We start from the raw sequence: 19,130 nt of genomic DNA, 5'->3' as shown, positions 1-19,130 counted from the left end.
CAGAGGCACTTTCTGCTTTCTTGATCACCAGCCGGACAGCCCACCTCGTGAAAGCGCGAGGTCAGTGAACCTCTTTCATCCTGCCTCTGCGAGGGTGAAATGCCTGGTCAGAGGGGAGTTGGTGACAAGACAGGGCCCCTGGTCGTTGCTGTGGTGACATCACTCATCACGCAGCGTCCGAGGAGCCCTGTTGGTTCCGTATTCTTCCATGCGCGACGTCCCGCACGAACTCGTTGAGCACGTTTCCTGGCTGATCCATGCCCGCCGGCAGGAGCTGAACTCGCCCTGGCGACGGCTCGGTTGCTTCAAGCAGGCCCTACTGGTGTTGGCGCACCTTCGGAAGAACGAGACGTTCGCGCAGGTCGGAGCCGGTTTCGGGGTATCGGAGGCGACGGCTTGGCGGTACGTGGACGAGACCTTGATGATCCTCGCCTCGTGGGCACCCGGCCTGCGCGAGGCCCTGGTGGGCCTGGGTGAGGGCGACTTCGTCGTCGTTGACGGGACACTGATCCCCACCGACCGCATCGCCGCAGACGAGCCGTACTACAGCCAAAAACACAAGCGGCACGGAATGAACGTGCAGGTCATCGCGTCCCCAGACGGCACTCCACTGTGGTTCTCCCGCGCGTTGCCCGGACGCACCCACGACCTGACCGCGGCACGGGCTCACGGCATCGTCCAGGCCTGCCTCACCAGGCAGATCCTCGTCCTGGCCGACCGCGCCTACCAAGGCGCCGGCGCAACCGTCCGCACCCCCTACAAAAACCACCGCGAACAACCCGACCACTACCAACTGTTCAACCGCGACCACGCCCGCCTCCGAGCACCAGGCGAACGCGCCTTCGCCCAACTCAAGCAATGGCGGACCCTCCGCCAGGCACGATGCTCAACCAACCGCATCAGCCGCATCGTCCAGGCCGTTCACACGCTCCTGACCTGCGACTACTCAGGATGAAAGAGGTTCAGTGGCATAAGGAAAACCTTCAATACCGCTGTCCGAGAAGCGCAGGGCCCCTCATCCTTCGGCCCGCCGAAGGTCTGTCTGTTGGCCTGGTTGTCCGGCACGTCCAACAGGAACCCGTCCACCGCAGCGATACACATCCCCCAGCAGAAGGATCCCGTCAGCCCCGTCAGAGCCAGCGGGCCGGCCAGGCGGTGGAAGAGCCGCTCCACAACCTCTGGCCCCAGACGCTCCCGGGCCCGGGTGAATGACGCCTTGTGCGGGATGCACCCGCTCAACTCCGGGACACCACCGACCAGGTGCTCGGCCACGTCGTCGTAGGAGTTCTGATGGAAGAGCGCCAGCCCGAGCGTGAAGTAGACCATGAACCCGGCTGGCAGAGCGCCCGGCCGGCGATCCCGCTTACGGCACTCCGCCAACACCTCGTCCACCAGCTCGGGTGTCGCCCACTGCGTGACTGAGGGGCCCGACTGGCAGCGAGTGGGTCGACCGCCTCTCGTTCGCACACCACCAGGTACTCGGCCAGCCCGCGGGCGTAGGCATCGATCGTCCGAGGCGCACGGCCAAGATCGCACCACACTTGCAGCCAGCCCGCTGCCCTCTCGTGGCCCCAGCACCGGCCACTTCTCCGTCACTCCCACAGCGGCGCCCAAGCCGTCTCCCAAGTTTGTGGCTACACCAGGGAGGCATGATCACCCCGGCAGATTCCATGTAACTTTTAAGATGATGAAGCGCCAGATGTTCGGCCGGGCCGGGCCAATCCCGAGACCTTGCGGAACTGGGTCCGGGCAACCGGCGCGAGCCGGCCGCGGGACGCCGGGCGGAGGTGTCTGTCGAGCCGCCGATTCTTCCGTAGGTGTGCCAGGATCAGGAGAGCCTGCTTGAAGCAACCCAGCCTCCGCCAGAGTGAGTTGACCTCATGCCGGCGGTCGTAGATCAGCCAGGAGACGTGCTCAACGAGCTTGTGTGAGACATCGAGCATGGCAGAATACGGAACCAACGAAGCCCTCGGCGACCGGTTGTGATGAGTGGAATCACCACGCCAACGACGGGGGCTTCGCCATGCCACGCACACCCACCCTGAACTGCTCTTTCCCCCTCAAGCGCCAGGATGAAAAAGGCTCATGGATCGACACCTGGAACGAGAACCCCAGACCGCTTCAAGCGGACCAAAACTGCCGACGAGATCTTCAAATCCCTAGCCGACTACCTCGGCTCCGGGCGCGTAGCAAGGTGATCGTCATCGGGGTCACGATGACCGCGGTCGCGGCTGCCAGGGTGCTGTATGACGCGGTGGCGACGATTGTGCCTGCGATGATTCCGCCGAGTCCGGCGCCTGCGTTCATGAGCAGGTCTGATATGCCTTGGACGGCGGGCCGATGTTCTGCCTGGACTGACGCCGTGAGGAGGGCTGATCCTGCTACTAGTCCGAAGGACCATCCGGTGCCGAGGAGGACGAGTCCGGCGGAGAGTTGCACGAGGTCGTGGGGGGATGCGGATCCGGCCAGCACTGCGGCGGCCAGGAACTGCACCATGCTCGCCACCAACACGGGGACTGTTCCTATGCGGTCGGAGAGCCATCCGACTAGCGGTGATAGTGCGTACATTCCGCCAATGTGCAGGCTGATGACCACGCCGACCATGGTGACTGTGGCGTTGCCATGGTGCAGGTGCACCGGAGTCATCGTCATCAGCGCGACCATGGTGACGTGACTGATCACGATGGCAGTCACGGCCATGCGGGACTTCGGCGAGGAGCACAGCACCTTCCATGCGGATCCCAGTGCGCCGCGCGTCGCCGGGGCGGCCGGGACCCTGGCGGCTGTGTGGAGCGGGTCGGGGCGCAGGCCGGCGAGGATGCTCAGCGCTGCGAGTCCGAAGGCCAGTGCGGCGAGGAGGAAGGGGCCTGTGCCGGCGGGCATGCCGATGTGGCGTCCGACTTGGTCGGCGGGGCCGCCGAGGTTTGGCCCAGCTACCGAGCCGATGGTGGTGGCCCACACCACGGCCGACAGGTCGCGGCCGGCGCGGGCGGGTGTGGACAGGTCAGTGGCCGCGAAGCGGGCGGCGAGGCCGGCTGTGGTGCCACCGCCGAAGAGCAGTAGGCCGGCGATCAGCAGAGGCCACATCTGTGCGGCCGTACCGAGCACCGCGATCAGTCCTCCCAGGGCACCGAGCCCGTAGGTGAGCACCAGCGCCGGGCGTCTACCGTGGCTCGCGGCCAGGCGAGCAGCGGGTACCGACAGCACAGCGGCGCCCAACACCCAACTGGTCTGGGCGAGCCCGCCGACCGTATCCGACCCTGACAGGGATGCGGCAGTCACCGAGCTGACCGCGACACCGGTTCCCACGCCGATGCCACCGAGCACCTGAGCGCCGGCCAGAACGGCGAGGATCCGACGCTGAAGCCTCTGGTACCCCGCCACGTTGCGCACCGAGTCGTTGGCTAGCGCACTGTTCGTATCACTCATGCAGGCACCATGCGCCCCGCCAACAGCTCTGCGAACATTCGTTGCCGTTTCTGGGACACCCTTCGTGCATGGGAGATGGGATCTTGTCCCGATTCCCCATCGGGTGGGGGTAAGTAGCCCCACCTGCGTGCCTGGAGCGCACGGCGTCCCTGGCATCGACTGATACTGGCGACGAGACGAATCCCTGCGTGTGCGGGGAGCACGAAGGGAGCGTCGCATAGCCCTGGAGGTCAGGTAGTTCCGGCCACCTTTTGCCGTCCCGGGACAAGAAAAACCTGCATATGACTGGCCGGGGCGTTGCGCGGCTGCCCAGCGTCCACCACCGCCACCTTGCGGCGGGCCCGGCCCAACACCAGCGCGGCATTCAGCCCGGCCGCGCCCGCGCCGATCACCACCACGTCATGCACTGCCCCGCTTACACCATGCCGTACGTCGTTCTTCGCAGCACGCTGTGTGTCGTTCCTTGCCCCGCTCACGGCGATCGTTTCCGGTGCGGAGGCTGCGACCAGAGCCCGCGGAGGACAACTCTTGTTGCCGTTTTGGGGACGGGCGCGGTGCAATGGAGGCATGCAACCCCCTGCCATCGCCCAAGCTCTCGCCGACGTCGGCCCCCGCCTCAAGCGGCTGCGCACCGAGCGCGGCGTGACCCTGGCCGCGCTCGCCGAGGCCACCGGCATCTCCAAGAGCACTCTGTCCCGCCTGGAATCCAGCCAACGCCGCCCCAGCCTGGAACTCCTGCTCCCCATCGCCCAGGCCCACCAGGTCCCGTTGGACGAGTTGGTCGGCGCCCCCGAAGTCGGCGACCCCCGCATCCACCTCACCCCCAAGAAGGTGAACGGCAACATCGTGCTTCCGCTGACCCAGCATCCGGGCCCGCTGCAGCCGTTTAAGACCGTCATCCCGGCCGGCCGCAGCACACCCGAACCCTGCACCCACGAGGGCTACGAGTGGCTCTACGTCCTCGCCGGACGCCTGCGACTGGTACTCGCCGACCACGACCTCGTCTTGGGCCCAGGCGAAGTCGCCGAGTTCGACACCCGCCTACCGCACTGGTTCGGCAGCACCGGCGACGGCCCCGTGGAGGTCCTCAGCCTCTTCGGCCGCCAGGGCGAACGCATGCACGTCCGCGCCAAACCCCACCCCCGCAACAAGCCCACCTCCTGACCGCCAAGCCCAGGGACGACGGTACGGTCGTCCCTGATCCTCGACCGTCGGGCGGGGAAAGAGCCACGCCAGGCCTGTTCAGTGAGCGGCTCTGGACGTACTCGAGGAGCCGATCGTTCGCGACGATTTTCGCTGTCTTCGGATGCCGGGCCCGGTACTCCAAGCGGCATGTCCGGGTGGATGCGTTGCGCCGTACTTCCCGTGAGATCGTCGACAGCGAGCGTCCAGACGTCGTGCGATCTCGCGCGCACCAACATGCTGAGCGCGCAACAGCGCGGTCTCTTCTCGTTCCGCGAATGACAGGTAGCCGCCCGACACCGTCGAGGCAAGGCACGGTCCCACCCTCTTGACGACGGCCGAACCCTGGTTCTGGATCACTTTCAGTGCCGGGGTCACGGAGGGGCACCGAAACCGCGATCATGAACGGCCGTGGATGATGTCCTCTTCCAGGACCTGTGGTTCCACCAGGCCGAAGGTGTCGTAATCGAAAACGGGCGTTTCCCCAAGGCCGGGTAGTTGGCGTATTTCCGCTGGTGGCAAGGGGGTTGAGCGAGTTCTCGGGCTGCTGTAGGTGGCGGGGCCGGTCTTGGTGATGAGTCCGTTTACGGCCCATCTGTCGAGCTGTCGGTACATCGTGCTGAGCGTGATGTCGCCGAGGTGGCGGGCGAGGTCGCGGGTGTGCCACTGGCGGTCGGGTTCTGCGTGAAGGAGGTCTAGGACGCGCTGTCTGCGCCGGTCGGCGGCCGGTGTGTGCCGATCGTCGTGCGAGACGGTGGGCAGGTCGGGATCGGGTTCGAGGATGGTGACGTCGAGGTCGGTGACCATGCGGCTTGTGTCGGGGCGGCCGTCGTCTTGGCGTTCGGCGTACCGGGAGACCGATGACCTGACTTTTCGGGTGCTGATGCGGGGGCGCCGGTGCGGGAGGAGCCCGGCCAGGACCCGGTTGCCGATGACGCCGGTGGTGCGGGTGCCCAGGGCGCCGGGCTTGATGACGTCGGCAGCCTGGACCACGAGGTCGCGGGCGGTCTGGATGGCTATGGTGAAGCCGCAGCGGTCCGGGTCGGTGCCCGGCCGGGACTCGGCGGCCTCCACCATCACGGTCCGAAGTGCCTGGTAGAGGGCGAGCAGGGCCCACATCTCCTGCTCGACTCCGACCGGGTCGCCTGAACGCAGGACCCGACCATCTGTGATCGTGTGACGCAGAGCAAAATACGCCGACTCGTGCTCCCACCGCTGGTGGTAAAGGGCAACGAGGGTCGGGGCGGGGTAACGACGAGCATCGGTCAGCGTCGTGACCAACCGGTAGGAGTTGGTGAACGAGCAGTCGTCATAGGTCACGGTGATCTGCGCTTCCCCGACGCGTACCGGGACGGTACCGATGACCGAGAGGTAGTAGTGCTTGGTCAGGTTGATATCGGTTCTGGCATGTCGCGGTGACAGGTGGGGCAGGCGCCGGTCCAGAGTGCGAGGAGTAACTGCAGTTCGCGGGCGACCCGGTAGAGGCTCAGGCCGGCGCCGTCTCTTTTGGGGATCGGGTGATGCGCTGGAGGGTGCAGAAGGCGTGCGCGACGGAGACGAGGGTGACGTGATGGTGCCAGCCTCTCCAGGTGCGGCCTTCGAAGTGGGCCAGGCCCAGGGCCTGTTTCATCTCGCGGTAGTCGTGCTCGATGCGCCGGCGCAGTTTCGCAGTGCGCACGAGGGTGGCCAGCGGGGTGTCGGCGGGCAGATTGGACAGCCAGAACTGGACGGGTTCGGGCTCGGTGGCGGGCCATTCGGCCAGCAGCCAGCGCACCGGCAGCTCCAGGCCGTCGGCGGCCTTGCGGATCGCGCGTCCAGCGGGCCGGACCCGCAGGGCCACGAAGCGTGAGTACATGCGCTTCACCCCGCTGCGGCCGCTGCCCGGACGGGAACCTTCCCGCCACTGCACCGGACGGGCCGCTTGCTTACCGGCAGCGATGACCAGCTTCTTCACCGTCTGGGCCGGCTCGGGATAGACGGGCTGGGGCCAGGGGCCGCGGCCTCCGTAGGGCGGGGTATACGGCTGTGCCGCCTCCGGCTGGGCGGTGGTCGTGGTGGAGATGCCGACCGCGTAGCTGAGGCCGCGTTCTTCCAGGCCGAGGCGGAAGGCCGCCGCATCGCCGTACCCGCCGTCGGCTACGACGAGCGGCACATCGATGCCCCACGACCTGGTCTCGTCGATCATGTCCAGGGCCAGCTGCCACTTCTCCACATGTCCGACCTCTTCGGGGATGCCGCACTTGGTGCGGCGGGCCACCTTGGCCGCATCGGCCTTCGGCGAGCCGGGATCCCAGCTCTCAGGCACGAACAACCGCCAGTCGACCGCTGCTGAGGCGCCGTCGGAGGCCAGGTGCAGCGAGACGCCGGCCTGGCAGTTAGGGCTTGCCGGGAAACAAGCCGTCGCTTCCGGCTCCGAGGCTCGTTGCCATGGTATGGGGAGTCCGGAGGGGATCGAGGCGGCCCTGGCCGCGAAGTTCGCGACGCTGTTCCCGCATCTCGACGAGCGGCAGCGGCGGCTGGCCATAGGAGCAGAAGCACGGTCGCTGGGCCATGGAGGCATCAGGCTCGTCGCTCGTGCGGCCGGAGTCCGGGAGGGCACCGTGTCGTGCGGGGTGACGGAACTGGAGTCCGGCGAGGCGCCGTTGGGGCGGGTGCGCCGGTCCGGTGGGGGCCGCAAGCGTGCCGTGGACCTGGATCCGGGCCTTCGGCCCGCGCTGCTGGCCTTGGTGGAATCGGATGTACGCGGGGACCCGATGTCGCCGCTGCGCTGGACGACGAAGTCGACCCGGCAACTGGCTGCCGAGCTGACCCGGCAGGGGCACCGGGTCTCGGCGGACACCGTGGCGGCCGTGCTGCGCGAGGAGGGCTTCAGCCTCCAGGGCAACGCCAAGACCATCGAAGGTGCCCAACACCCGGACCGCGATGCGCAGTTCCGCTACATCAACGACCAGGCCAAGGACTTCCAGGCCGCCGGAGACCCGGTGATCAGCGTGGACACCAAGAAGAAGGAGTTGGTCGGCAACTACAAGAACGCCGGCCACGAGTGGCGTCGCGAGGGTGATCCGGTCCGGGTTCGCACCCACGACTTTCCCGATGCCGATCTGGGCAAGGCGATCCCATATGGGATCTACGACCTGACCGCGGACACGGGCTGGGTCAACGTCGGCACTGACCACGACACCGCAGCCTTCGCAGTCGCCTCCGTCCGCCGCTGGTGGCACGCGGTCGGCCATGCCTCCTACCCGCGCTCGCACCGTCTGCTGATCACTGCGGACGCGGGCGGTTCCAACGGCTACCGCACCCGGGCCTGGAAGTTCGAGCTTGCCGCGCTGGCTGTCGAGACCGGCCTGGAGATCACCGTGTGTCACTTTCCTCCGGGCACATCTAAGTGGAACCGAATCGAGCACCGACTGTTCTCCCACATCACGATGAACTGGCGGGGCAGGCCGCTGACCAGCCATGAAGTCATCGTGAACAGCATCGCAGCGACCACCACCCGCGCGGGACTGACAGTCCGCGCCGAACTCGACACCGCCAGCTACGAGACCGGCGTCCGCATCAGTGACGGGCAGCTGAACGCCCTGCCACTGAGCCGCCATGACTGGCACGGCGACTGGAACTACACCCTCCGCCCCCAGGAACACCGCCGGGACGGCGTCCTTCCGATCCCGCCCCAGAACGAAGCCGGCCCCGGCCGTGACTGGCTTACCCATCCCGCCCTCACCGGCATCCCGCACGAGCAGTGGGACTCGCTGGTCACCGAGTTGGCAGCGGCCCGCGCGGCTCAGCGGGAAGCAGACCTCCATCAGCGACGCGGCGGCGACCGGCAGAAGACCCCTGCCGCTGGCCTCTACACCGGTCGACGCCCCGGCCTCACCCTCGTCGACCGGCTCCTGGCCACCATCCTCTACCAGAGGTTCAAGCTCCCCCAGGTCGTCATCGCCCCGCTGTTCACCGTGACACCCGTGACCCTCAACCGGGCAATCAGCCAAACCCGCCGGCTCCTCCACGACATCGGACACGCCATCGAACCTGAGGAGCCCCGAAGTTCTCGGACAGCGGTCCCCATAGGATCGAAGTCCAGAACGACGGAGAGAGCACGTGGCACAGAAGCGTAGGAAGTTCAGTCCCGAATTTCGGGACGAGGCGGTCAAGATGGTGGTTGTGGAGTCCCGCCTGATCGCTGAGGTCGCCCGAGAGATACAGGTGAACGAGGGAACGCTGGGCACCTGGGTCAGCCGGTACCGGCAAGAGCACGCCGGTGAGGAGCCCCCGTTGAACATCAGCGAACGTGCCCGCCTTCGCGAATTGGAACGTGAGAACCGGGAACTCCGTATGAAGACCGAGTTCCTGGGAAAAGCTGCGGCCTTCTTCGCCCAGGAATACCGGTGACGGAGAAGTACGAGTTCATCGACGGCGAGTCTGACAACTTTCCCGTGCAGCAGATGTGCGCCTGGGCGGGAGTGTCCACGTCGGGCTTTTACCATTGGAGATCGAGGCCATTGTCGGCCACGGCGAAGCGCCGTGCAGAACTGAAGACCGTCATCCTCCAGGTCTTCTCTGACTCGCAGGAGACCTACGGCTACCGGCGTGTCCACGCCGCGCTCCAGCGAATGAACGTGCAGGCCGGAGCGGAACTGGTCCGCGCGCTGATGCGCGAGCTCGGTCTGGTGCCGTGCCAGCCGCGGCCCTGGCGGGCGACCACGGTCGCCGATGATGCGGCGCCGGCCACGCCAGACCTTCTGGCCCGTGACTTCACCGCTGACGCTCCCGGGCGCAAACTGGTCAGCGATATCAGCTACGTTCACACCTGGGCGGGGTTCCTTTATCTCGCAACCGTCATCGACTGCCACACCAAAGCTGTGGTCGGCTGGGCGATGGCCGACCACATGAAGGCCTCTCTCATATCGGATGCACTCGATATGGCGGCCCGGAACATCGACCTCGCCGAAGGCTGCATATTTCATTCCGATCGCGGCAGTCAATACACGTCTCGGGAACTTCGTCGTAAGCTCGGCTCGTTGGGCCTGCGAGCTTCGGTCGGCCGCACCGGTGTCTGTTGGGACAATGCGATGGCTGAATCCTTCTTCGGCGCCCTCAAAAACGAACTCGTGCACCGAACTACGTTCCCAACACTCGCACATGCCCACCGGGCGATCGTTCGCTACATCGAGATGTTCTACAATCGAAAACGCCTCCACTCCGGACTCGGCTACAAGACCCCCGCAGAAGTCCACGCCGAGTACGAGGAGTTGCAGGCAGTGACATAAGGAAAACCTTCAATACCGCTATCCGAGAAGCGCAGGGCCCCTCAACCCGCCGAGACGCAACTGGCCACCCTCGACGATCTCACCGCACACCTCGGCATCCTCAAACCGGAGATCAAGACGGCGAGTTATTGATCGGCAAGCCCTTAGGGCTCGCAGAGAATCAACATGCGGATTTGATCTTCCCTGGGGGCTGGTTGCCGTACTTGTTGAGGTGGGCGGCGACGTCCGTGGGAGTGCGGAATCGGGCGGTTGAGGCCGGGATGGCTGTGTCGGTCAGGAGGGGCCGGACTTCCTGGACGGCCCGGGTGAGGGTGCTCGTGGCGACGCCGAAGAGCCTGGCAAGCAGTTCGTGAGTGCCGATCCTGCGCAGGCACAGCACCGTGGCCAGGATCCGGTCGCTGTCGGAAAGCTTGTCCTTGGAGCCTGCGCCTGGTGCGCGAAGTCGCTCACCGCCCCGGCGTTCGTGGCGAAGCCGTTCGCGCTGGTCCGCCAGAGCCGGGCTCAAGGAGTGGGTCAGAGCGTCCAGTTGCTCGGTGGTCATGCCGGTCAGCTCCGGGTCCCGCAGTGGAGAGGTGCTGAACCCAGTCAAGTGAACGGGCCGTTCTACGTCGATCGCGGAGGAGGCCCTGGGGTCTGTCTCGCAGTCGGGAGGTGCCTGGGGGCGGTGGTGGAGCGTGTAGTTCCAGTCGCCGTGGAAGCGGTGCCGGCTCAGCGGCAGCGCGTCGATCTCGCCGTCGGTGATCTTCACACCGGTGTCGTAAGTGCCTGTGTCGAGTTCGGCGTGGACTTTCAACCCGGTGCAGGTGGTGGTCGCAGCGATGCTGTTGACGACGACGTCGTGGCTGGTCAGCGGTCTGCCGCGCCAGTTCATGGAGATGTGGGAGAACAGCCGGTGTTCCACTTTGTTCCACTTCGAAGTCCCAGGGGGCATGTGGCAGACCGTGATGTCCAGGCCCGTCTCACCGGCGAACGCGGCGAGTTCGGTCTTCCAGGCACGGGTGCGGTAGCCATTGGAACCGCCCGCGTCCGCAGTGATCAGCAACCGGGTCGCACGTGGGTAGTCGTGCCGGCCCCGGGCCTGCCACCAGCGGCGGATGGATTCCACGGCGAAAGCGGCTGTGTCGTGATCGCATCCGACATTCACCCAGCCGGTATTCGCGGCCAAGTCGTAGATGCCATAGGGGATCGCCTTGCCCGGGCCCTGCCGGTCCAGGAAGTCATGTGTCTTGACCAGCACCGGCTCGCCGGCCGGACGCCACTGACATCCGGCGTTCTTGTAATCGCCCACCAGCTCCTTCTTCTTCGTGTCCACGCTGATCACCGGCTGCCCGGCGGCCATGTGCCCCTTGGCCCGGTCGTTGATATAGCGGAACTGGGCATCCCGATCCGGGTGCTGCCTGCCCTCCACGGTCTTGGCGTTGGCCTGCAGACTGAAGCCCTCCTCCCGCAGCAGATCCCCGACCGTGTCCGCACTCACCTTGTGCCCCTGACGAGTCAGCTCGGCCGCGAGGTTCCTGGTCGACTTCACCGTCCAGCGCAGCGGCGACATCGGATCGCCCCGCTCGTCCGGCTCCACCAGCGCCAACAACGCGCGCCTCAACCCCGGGTCAAGGACGGCAGACTTCTTCCTTCCACCACCGGGCCGCCGCACCCGGCCCAGCGGTTCCTCGCCTGCCTCCAGCTCATCGACGCCCTTACGGACCGTGGTCTCGCTGACCTGGGCCGCCTGGGCAACCGCCCGGATCCCGCCGTGCCCCAGGATCCGGGCCTCGGCCCCCATCAGGAGACGCCGCTGTCGCTCATCCAGATGTGGAAACAACACCTCAAACTTCACAGCGAGTTGGTCACGGATCGACTTGGGGACGCGCATACCACATCAACGAGCCACAGGGCCGGAAGCAACACGTTGATTCTCTGCGAGCCCTTACTGACCTTGAAGGTGGGTTGTCGTAGGGGCTGACGGTCGGTGATCGTCGCGGTATGCCGGGTGTATGAGGTATCCGCAGGGTGGGGGTCTGACCGCGGAGCGGCAAGCGTTCCGTGAGCGGGTCCGGATGGAAGCGGTCGCGCTGTTCGCCGCAGGGCGGGGCAGCACGGACATCGCGAAGGAGTTACGGGTCAGCGTCCGGTCGGTTCAGCGGTGGCGGCAGGCGTGGAGGGCGGCCGGTCAGGACGGGGTTCGTTCCCGTGGCCCGGCGTCCCGGCCGAAGCTGAGCGAGTCGTTGTTCGCCGTCCTGGAGGAGGAACTGGCCAAGGGGCCGGTCGCTCACGGCTGGCCGGACCAGCGATGGACGCTGGCCAGGATCAAGACCCTGATCGGCCGCCGGTTCCACAAGTCGATGACGCTGTCAGGGATTTCGCAGATGCTGCGGAGGCATGGCTGGAGTCATCAGGTTCCGGCCCGCCGTGCGGTCGAGCGGGACGAGACGGTGGTGGCCGGCTGGGTGAAGGATGTGTGGCCACACGTGGAAACACCGCGGCGGCGCTCGGGGCCTGGATCGTCTTCGAGGACGAAGCCGGATTCTCGATGACGCCGCCGACCTCACGCACCTGGAGCAAACGCGGCAGCACACCGGTCATCCGGGTCCGCGGACGCTCCCAGCGACGCTTCTCCATCGCAGCCCTGTGCTGCTACAAACCCGGCGAACGCTCCCGCCTGATCTACCGGCCCAAACGACACACCGATCACAAGGCAGGGGGCCGCAAGAGCTTCGCCTGGACCGAGTACCGCGACCTCCTCATCGCCGCCCACCAGCAACTCGGCGGACCCATCCTCCTCATCTGGGACAACTTGAACGTCCACAAAGACCGCCGGATGCGCGCCTTCATCGACGCACAGGACTGGATCACGGCCCATCACCTGCCGTCCTATGCACCCGACCTCAACCCGGTGGAAGGCATCTGGTCAATCCTCCGACGAACCACCCAGGCCAACACTGCCTTCACCGACCCCGACCACCTCAACCGCCGGCTTCGCCTCGGCCTCCGGCAGATCCAATACCGCAGCCACCTCATCGACGGATGCCTCACCGAAACCGGACTCACACTGACGACACCACAGCTACAAGTTCAGTAGTGACCTTGCCCGCAGTGCCGGTGTACTGCCTGGCCACGCAGGCCGAAGCGTCCCCGTCCTTGAGGAAGCCGGTGTCATCGACGATCAGCGCGGTCGGTTCGATCACCTGCTGCATCCGCCAGGCCAGACGGGCACGCACATGCGCCGCCTCCCACGGACTGGAGGTGATGAAGTGCGCCAGAGCCTGCCGGTCGCCATCCTTACCCAGCCGGGCGGCCATCGGTTCCACCGACTTGCGCCGCCCGTCCAGCAGCAGGCCCCGCAGATAGACCTCGCCCCACCGGCGCTGATCCGCCCGCGCGAACGGCTCGAACATCTCCGCCGCGAAGTCCTCCAGATCACACCGGACCGCGGCCAACTCCCCACCCAGCACACCCGGTCAACGACACACCCGATCAAACGGACACGCCACCGGCGAGTGAACCTGACCAAGCACTAGTAGGAGCCATCGGCGAGTCGGCTCAGGACCGGGGTGCGTCGGTTGGCGCGCAGCCGGCCCAGGAACGTGGCTCCGGTGTCGTGCACGGCGGCGAGGAAGGCGTTGGCGTCGAAACCCTTGTCCCACATGACCAGCATGCCGGGGCCCAGGTGGTGCAGGAGCCTGCGAGCGTAGGAGGTCTCCCCGTCGCTGGGAGTGCCGAACACGGCGCCGATCAGGGCACGGGTGCCGGTCTCCACCAGGGTCATCAGTTCCAGCATCGGATACCCGCCACGGCTGCCGGGTCCGAACCACTCCACGTTGCGCTCGGTATCGGGGAGCTTGATCGAGCTGCAGCCGTCGAAGGAGACCATCCGGAATGGCCCGAACCGCACTCCGGGAGTCACCGGCTGGGCGAGCGGGCCGGCCAGGGTGGGCCTGTCAATTTCTATTTACAGTCCCTCCAGGGTCTCGAACACGCGCTTCATCGGTTCTGCACCGAGCCGTCTGCGCAGGTCACGTAAGGCTTTCGAAGTTGGCTCCGCGACCTCGATCCCGACGCCCGTAAGGGCTGCGGTCAGCTTGTGCCAGACCAGCCGGTAGCCGACCTCCGGGAACAGGCACATCGCGAGAAGGAAGTAGACCCCGACCCGCGAGGGCAGATCCCGTAACCGGCGCTGCACGCAGCGGGTTTCATCCAGAACGGCATCGACGAGGTCGAACGGTATGACCTGCGTCAACTCGCCCAGATGACCGGGCGCGAACCGGCCCTCGGCAACGGTGAACTCACGGGTGACCCTCGCCAGACCGGGTGGCAGGGCACAATGACGCGTGGGCAACGGGGCTCCTCAACGGTCGGAAGTCTTGACGGACTACCTGCCCAACGCGGCCCCGTTACCCGCGTTCCTACCCGACACCGAACCCCCTTGCCACCAGCGGAAATACGCCAACTACCCGGCCTTGGGGAAAGGCCCCCCGGCTCCCGCTCGGACCGCGGGAGGCCAGAGCCTGAACACCACCGTCCCGCCACAACTGATGCCACTGATAAGCCGACTTCACGCTCACCCGAAGCCGCCGTGCGACTTCCGACGGCTTGACCATCTGCTGGAACAGTTCAGCTGCCTGCATCCGTACCGTCTCCCGGCGCTGACGCCCCCCAGGAGACAGCCTGCTCCCATCCACATATCTCACAGACCACGAATACAGCCACCCGCCCACGCCCATCAGCGACTTCGCAAGGATTCACCCCAACGAGCTGAAGTCAGTACCTGCCGCGAGGGGGGGTACGTGGATTCTTGCAGTGCGCATGTCCCGGAAACAGCAACAAAGGTTGGCGATAGCTCGACGGACCCGCAGTCTATGGGGGAGACGTTCGCGGTCACTACCGAGGCGACCTCCCCCGAGGGATGGCATGCCTTCTGACCAGCCTCGTTCCCGCCACCTGCCCGGGCACGCGCCCCGGCCCTGCCCTGACACAAGGCCGTAAGGAGATTCCCGAGATGCCCTCAGCCCCCCAAAGCTGCTGCGTCGAGCAGACCCGTCTTGCCTCCCCTGAGGGCATAGGCGCGCGGCCTCGGACCGGCCTTGCATTCGCGATGCTCGCCGTCGTCCAGGCAACGTTGATCTTCACCATCACCTTGATCGCGATCCCGCTGCCGGACATCGCAAGGGAGCTCGGCCTGGGGCCCTCGGAGTTGCTACTGGTTCAGACCGCGTACGGGCTGCCGTACAGCGGGCTGTTGCTGTTCGGCGGGCGGCTCGCAGACCGGTATCGCGGGCGGCGGATATTCGTGGCAGGACTGCTGGTCTTCGCATTCGCCTCTGCCGCTGCTGTATTCGCGCCTACCTTCGAGACGCTGGTAGCGGTGCGCTTCGCACAAGGTGTGGGGGCGGCGCTTACCGCGCCGGCGGCTATGGCGGTGCTGCGCGCGTTGATGCCCGATCCTGCCAAGTTCGGCCGGGCGATGGCCACGTGGGGTGGGGTATCCGTGCTCGGGGCGGCTGTAGGCACGCTCACTTCGGGCGCGGTCATCACTTGGGGGTCGTGGCGGTGGATGTTTGCCGTCCCGGTGCTTGTCTCGGTGCTCGCCCTGGCCGCGGCCCGGCGCCTCTTCCCTGCAGGAGTCGCTAGACCGTCTGGGGAGCGTGCTGGTCTTGATCCCACAGGCGCAGTACTCGCCACGCTCGGTATCTCGATCGCCAGCTATGGACTGATCGTCAGCGAAGACCGCCCCTGGGGCTCAGCTGCTGTGCTTGTCCCGCTTGTGGTCGGCTCCGTGCTGATCGTCGCGTTCCTTGCAGTTGAACGGAGGGTTTGCGACCCGCTGTTGCCACCTGGGTTTATTCGCACGCCGCGCCGCTTGGTCGGGCTGGCCGGGGTCCTGCTCGCGGCGGCTGGTATCGGCTTGGTGACTGTTGTGTATTCCCTTTACCTGCAACAGATGCGGAACTGGTCGCCACTCGCGACGGCAGGTGCGTTCGTCCCGTTCACGGTTGCGCTAATTGTGACCAACCGTGCGGCGGCGCCGCTGGTCGGTAGGTTCGGAGCGGCCCGGGTCACCATCGCAGGGATGGTTATCGGCGCTGTCGGGCTGGGCCTGCTTGCCGGCATCACTGCTGAAAGCTCTTACGTGCTGGGCATGCTGCCTGGTCTGGTTCTGCTGCCAGCCGGCACCTCGCTCATCTTCGCAGGATCGGCAGTGCTGACCACCGCCGATGTTCCACCGCACCAGGCTGGCCTGGCGGGTGGCGTCATGAACACTGCGATGGAACTTGGGCCGACAGTCGGCATGGCCGCATTGATGGCCGTTGCAGCGACGCAGGCTGATGTTGTTATCGGATATGCGTGGGCTTTCGGTACCGCCGGAGTGGTCTACCTCGTTGGCGCCCTCACGGCAATGGCGCTGACGCGCTACGCCTCCTCTGACTGAGGTGGCATCACTCCGCGAGTGTCATCGCTACCTTCGCGTCAGAGTCATCATTAACCCGCAAAACCCTACATCCCGGCATATCTCGACCCTTTCATTCGCCTGCCAAATGCGGTGGGGACTGTACCTGTGATGACGGTCGGTGTGGGCAGGGGAAACGTGTGCGCAATACCGCCGCGACAAGGCATGTCAGTACGGCATACCGCGCGAGAAGCCTTTGAAGAAGCACGAGTGACGAAAAGGATTTTGGACCATGACATGTGTGGATCCTGCATACGGATGGCACGGCGACATGCTGGATCTGGACGCCTATCTTGCCCGCATCGGGTACCACGACGACCGGGTTGCGACCTACGAGGTGCTGCAGGCTCTGCATTACGGGCACGTGACCTCAATCCCGTTTGAGAACCTGGATGCCCTCTTGGGAGTGCCAGTTCGGCTGGACTTGGAGAGCGTGCAGCACAAACTCGTGGCCAGTCGCCGCGGCGGTTACTGTTACGAGCACGTTGTGCTGTTCGCTGCGGCCCTGGAACGGCTTGGCTTCAGCGTCACCGGACTGCATGGACGTGTCAGCAGGGGCTCCACCACGTTGCGACCAACCACGCACGCCCTCCTGGCGGTGAGGGCCTCTGACGACGAGCGTGTATGGCTGTGCGACGTGGGGTTCGGCAGCGGTCCGCTGGAACCAATCGAGCTTGCCGACGGGCACGAGGTATCTCAGGAAGGCTGGACGTTCCGACTTGAGTCGCACCCAGCGGCCCTAGGCACAGCCCAATGGAAGCTGTACCAGCTGGGCCAGGACGACTGGGACGATCGTCTCACCTTCACGCTAACCCCTCACTACATGACCGATTACGCCGTGGGTAACCATTTCGTCTCCACACACCCCAAGTCCCCATTCGCCGCACGCATCTACGCCCAGTCGTTCAGCGCAGAGGAGCATCATGTCCTTGAAGGCACCGTCTTGAGCACCTACACCCCGCACGGCTCCTGCAGCCACACCACGATCGAGCCCGAAGAACTGCGCTCACTGCTAGAGAAATGCTTCGCCATAGACATCGACGCCGACGACGCGGCCGCCCTGACGGCGATCGGGCAACGGCAGCAGACCGCACCCTGGCAGCCACAGAGCAGTGGTTCCACCGCAGCGGAGGGACTGCAAATAGGCTCTGGTGGGTCTGGGTGAAGGGGACTTCATCATCGTTGACGGCACCCTCATCCCCACCGACCGGATCGCCGCGGACGAGCCCTACTACAGTCAGAAGCACAGGTGGCACGGGATGAACGTGCAGGTCATCGCCATACCGGACGGCACACCTCTATGGTTCTCACGGGCCACACCCGGCCGCACCCACGACCTGACCGCGGCTCGCGCACGGGATCGTTCACGCCTGCCTGACTCGGCAGATCCTCGTCCTGGCCGACCGCGCCTACCAAGGCGCCAGCTCAGCCGTTCGCACCCCCTACAAGAATCATCGCGAACAACCCGAGCACTACCAACAGTTCAACCGTGACCATGCCCGGCTGAGAGCTCCGGGCGAACGCACCTTCGCACAGTTGAAGTCCTGGCGACTGCTACGACGAGCCAGATGCTTCGCACGCCGTACCGGCACCATCATCCAAGCTGTCCACACGCTCTTGACCTACGACTATTCAGGATGAAAGAGACTCACTGAGCCTTTTCATCCTTTGTTTTCGCAGGTCAGCAGTGTATGGATGGCGGTGACGATGGCGCTGTTCCTGCTGCGGCAGACCCTGGTCCAGGATGAGGTCGCCGAGTTGTTCGGGATCTCCCAGGCCACCGTCTCCAGGCGGATCGTCCTGGTCGACGGCGCCCTGGAGGCCTATTCACGGGGGTTTCAACCATCGTTCTTGATCACGAGGACGGCCCTGCTCGGTAGCGTGACGTTTGAGAGAGCGTCAGTTAACCACCATGGCAGGGCCGTTGAGCTGGAACATTGCGACAGGACTGGACACCGAGCAACTTGACGGGCTGGTCGCACGAGTTCACCAAGAGCTCGTGCAGGATCCGGACCCACCGGTGATGCCGGGGCGGATGTGGGCGCTGGGCCTGTACAAGTCGGTGGTGTTGGTGCTGTTCCTGCTGCGGCAGAACCCAGTCCAGGAGGTGGCCGCCGAGTTGTTCGGGATCTCCCAGGCCACCGTCTCCAGGCGATCGGACGGCCCTGCTGCCGATGGTGGAGAAGGTCCTGGCCACGCACGTTCCCGATCCCACCGAGGCCTCTGCCGGCCGGATCGTACTCGTGGATGGCACCTTGGTCACGACGTGGGACTGGTCCAGCGAGGGCACCACGATGTTCTCCGGCAAGCACCGCGACACCGGCTTCAACCTGCAGATCGCCGCCACTCTCGCCGGCGACCTGCTCGCGGTCTCCGCGCCGGTGCCCGGCAGCCGGCACGACATGCACGCCTGGCGCCAGTCCCACTTCCCCGAGGCCTTCGCCGAACGCGAGGGCATAGGCGACCTGGGCTACGCCGGCTCCCGACTGTTCACCCCCAGGCGCAAGCCGCCCGGCCAGGAACGATCCGCCGGAGACAAGAGAGCCAACCGCTCCGTCAACACGCTCCGAGCCGCAGTCGAACGGGCCATCGCGCACCTGAAGAACTGGAAGATTCTCGCCACCCGCTACCGCGGCCCCCTCACCCGCTTCCCCGACATCGTCAAGACCGTCACCGCCCTCACCTTCTACACAAGAGGCTGGTGAGGCCTACGTGAATAACCCTCCTGGTCACGAAGAATCGCGGGAAGCTCGATTTCAGTAGGCGAATCTCACCATAAAAGGTGATGACGCGACAAGCCTCAATGG

The 19,130-nt window shown here is 65.8% G+C and carries 13 protein-coding genes and 8 pseudogenes; 9 read left to right on the top strand and 12 right to left on the bottom strand.

The genetic code is table 11. The features are described 5' to 3' along the window. Positions 1–150 precede the first annotated feature (150 nt). Positions 151–955: pseudogene (locus SNOUR_RS00930) on the top strand (transposase family protein). On the opposite strand, the gene SNOUR_RS00925 reads toward SNOUR_RS00930, so the two are convergent. From SNOUR_RS00925 to SNOUR_RS47710, 4 genes and pseudogenes are all read right to left on the bottom strand, one after another. Next, a complete protein-coding gene (locus tag SNOUR_RS00925) occupies positions 943–1,467 on the bottom strand; it encodes a transposase domain-containing protein (RefSeq protein ID WP_312631517.1) in 525 nt (174 codons plus the stop codon). The pseudogene SNOUR_RS00930 and the gene SNOUR_RS00925 overlap by 13 nt on opposite strands. 338 nt (positions 1,468–1,805) lie before the next feature. Next, positions 1,806–2,002, bottom strand: a pseudogene (locus tag SNOUR_RS47715) (IS5/IS1182 family transposase); the annotation flags it as partial. A 149-nt stretch (positions 2,003–2,151) separates the two neighbouring features. Beyond that, positions 2,152–3,429, bottom strand: a complete 1,278-nt coding sequence (locus SNOUR_RS00920; protein ID WP_067343049.1) for an MFS transporter — start codon at positions 3,427–3,429, stop codon at positions 2,152–2,154. A 266-nt stretch (positions 3,430–3,695) separates the two neighbouring features. Further along, positions 3,696–3,836, bottom strand: a pseudogene (locus SNOUR_RS47710) (FAD-dependent oxidoreductase); the annotation flags it as partial. Between the two features lie 160 nt (positions 3,837–3,996). Here SNOUR_RS47710 and SNOUR_RS00915 point away from each other — a divergent pair. Next, positions 3,997–4,593, top strand: coding sequence for a helix-turn-helix domain-containing protein (locus SNOUR_RS00915; protein ID WP_067343047.1), 597 nt, complete (start codon positions 3,997–3,999; stop codon positions 4,591–4,593). Positions 4,594–4,678: 85 nt separating this feature from the next. Here the strand turns inward: SNOUR_RS00915 and SNOUR_RS46940 are convergent. The 3 genes and pseudogenes from SNOUR_RS46940 to SNOUR_RS00905 all read right to left on the bottom strand — a co-directional run. Beyond that, positions 4,679–4,935 (bottom strand): annotated as a pseudogene (locus tag SNOUR_RS46940) (helix-turn-helix domain-containing protein); the annotation flags it as partial. A 75-nt stretch (positions 4,936–5,010) separates the two neighbouring features. Further along, positions 5,011–5,931: a hypothetical protein gene (locus SNOUR_RS00910; RefSeq protein WP_067343045.1), complete on the bottom strand. Its 921-nt coding sequence runs from the start codon at positions 5,929–5,931 to the stop codon at positions 5,011–5,013. A gap of 166 nt (positions 5,932–6,097) precedes the next feature. Next, a pseudogene (locus tag SNOUR_RS00905) lies at positions 6,098–6,988 on the bottom strand (IS701 family transposase); the annotation flags it as partial. 55 nt (positions 6,989–7,043) lie between these two features. Between SNOUR_RS00905 and SNOUR_RS00900 the strand changes: the two are divergent. After that, positions 7,044–8,729, top strand: a complete 1,686-nt coding sequence (locus tag SNOUR_RS00900; protein WP_376738484.1) for an ISAzo13 family transposase — start codon at positions 7,044–7,046, stop codon at positions 8,727–8,729. Next, positions 8,713–9,881, top strand: a protein-coding gene (locus tag SNOUR_RS00890; RefSeq protein WP_099055619.1) for an IS3 family transposase whose coding sequence is annotated in 2 segments (ribosomal slippage) — positions 8,713–8,965 and positions 8,965–9,881 — 1,170 coding nt in all. Because the reading frame shifts where the segments join, the coding sequence is not laid out codon by codon here. Before SNOUR_RS00900 ends, SNOUR_RS00890 begins: the two co-directional genes overlap by 17 nt. Positions 9,882–10,041: 160 nt before the next feature. Here SNOUR_RS00890 and SNOUR_RS00885 read toward each other — a convergent pair. Further along, complete coding sequence (locus SNOUR_RS00885; protein ID WP_067343010.1) at positions 10,042–11,751, bottom strand: ISAzo13 family transposase; 1,710 nt, start codon at positions 11,749–11,751, stop codon at positions 10,042–10,044. Positions 11,752–11,872: 121 nt separating this feature from the next. On the opposite strand from SNOUR_RS00885, the gene SNOUR_RS49545 reads away from it, so the two are divergent. Then, positions 11,873–12,957, top strand: a protein-coding gene (locus SNOUR_RS49545) for an IS630 family transposase (RefSeq protein WP_446677937.1) whose coding sequence is annotated in 2 segments (ribosomal slippage) — positions 11,873–12,334 and positions 12,337–12,957 — 1,083 coding nt in all. Because the reading frame shifts where the segments join, the coding sequence is not laid out codon by codon here. On the opposite strand, the pseudogene SNOUR_RS00870 reads toward SNOUR_RS49545, so the two are convergent. The 4 genes and pseudogenes from SNOUR_RS00870 to SNOUR_RS47705 form a co-directional block, all read right to left on the bottom strand. Next, a pseudogene (locus tag SNOUR_RS00870) lies at positions 12,938–13,330 on the bottom strand (transposase); the annotation flags it as partial. The gene SNOUR_RS49545 and the pseudogene SNOUR_RS00870 overlap by 20 nt on opposite strands. 62 nt (positions 13,331–13,392) lie before the next feature. After that, positions 13,393–13,770, bottom strand: a complete 378-nt coding sequence (locus SNOUR_RS00865; protein ID WP_159425738.1) for a transposase — start codon at positions 13,768–13,770, stop codon at positions 13,393–13,395. A 57-nt stretch (positions 13,771–13,827) separates the two neighbouring features. Then, the gene (locus tag SNOUR_RS00860) at positions 13,828–14,214 is read right to left on the bottom strand and encodes a transposase domain-containing protein (RefSeq protein ID WP_067343034.1); all 387 of its coding nucleotides are present in this window, start codon (positions 14,212–14,214) and stop codon (positions 13,828–13,830) included. Between the two features lie 136 nt (positions 14,215–14,350). Beyond that, positions 14,351–14,566 (bottom strand): annotated as a pseudogene (locus tag SNOUR_RS47705) (helix-turn-helix domain-containing protein); the annotation flags it as partial. A 404-nt stretch (positions 14,567–14,970) separates the two neighbouring features. Between SNOUR_RS47705 and SNOUR_RS00855 the strand changes: the two are divergent. The 4 genes and pseudogenes from SNOUR_RS00855 to SNOUR_RS00840 all read left to right on the top strand — a co-directional run bounded on the left by SNOUR_RS00855 (position 14,971) and on the right by SNOUR_RS00840 (position 19,028). Then, positions 14,971–16,305: an MFS transporter gene (locus SNOUR_RS00855; RefSeq protein ID WP_067357482.1), complete on the top strand. Its 1,335-nt coding sequence runs from the start codon at positions 14,971–14,973 to the stop codon at positions 16,303–16,305. A gap of 259 nt (positions 16,306–16,564) precedes the next feature. Continuing rightward, positions 16,565–17,488 (top strand): arylamine N-acetyltransferase family protein, encoded by a 924-nt coding sequence (locus tag SNOUR_RS00850; RefSeq protein ID WP_312631507.1) that lies wholly within the window; start codon positions 16,565–16,567, stop codon positions 17,486–17,488. After that, positions 17,469–17,964 (top strand): annotated as a pseudogene (locus tag SNOUR_RS42085) (transposase family protein); the annotation flags it as partial. The gene SNOUR_RS00850 and the pseudogene SNOUR_RS42085, both read left to right, overlap by 20 nt. A 533-nt stretch (positions 17,965–18,497) precedes the next feature. Further along, a complete protein-coding gene (locus SNOUR_RS00840) occupies positions 18,498–19,028 on the top strand; it encodes a transposase family protein (RefSeq protein WP_079141959.1) in 531 nt (176 codons plus the stop codon). Positions 19,029–19,130: the final 102 nt, after the last annotated feature.

This window comes from Streptomyces noursei ATCC 11455, assembly GCF_001704275.1.
GTDB classification, from domain to species: domain Bacteria; phylum Actinomycetota; class Actinomycetes; order Streptomycetales; family Streptomycetaceae; genus Streptomyces; species Streptomyces noursei.
This window is presented reverse-complemented; position numbering and strand designations above follow the sequence as displayed.

Excerpts from the sequence above, each read along its gene's own strand:
- SNOUR_RS00920 (WP_067343049.1), bottom strand. The coding sequence starts at position 3,429 with ATGAGTGATACGAACAGTGCGCTAGCCAACGACTCGGTGCGCAACGTG.
- SNOUR_RS00915 (WP_067343047.1), top strand. The coding sequence starts at position 3,997 with ATGCAACCCCCTGCCATCGCCCAAGCTCTCGCCGACGTCGGCCCCCGC.
- SNOUR_RS00900 (WP_376738484.1), top strand. The coding sequence starts at position 7,044 with ATGGGGAGTCCGGAGGGGATCGAGGCGGCCCTGGCCGCGAAGTTCGCG.
- SNOUR_RS00885 (WP_067343010.1), bottom strand. The coding sequence starts at position 11,751 with ATGCGCGTCCCCAAGTCGATCCGTGACCAACTCGCTGTGAAGTTTGAG.
- SNOUR_RS00855 (WP_067357482.1), top strand. The coding sequence starts at position 14,971 with ATGCTCGCCGTCGTCCAGGCAACGTTGATCTTCACCATCACCTTGATC.
- SNOUR_RS00840 (WP_079141959.1), top strand. The coding sequence starts at position 18,498 with ATGGTGGAGAAGGTCCTGGCCACGCACGTTCCCGATCCCACCGAGGCC.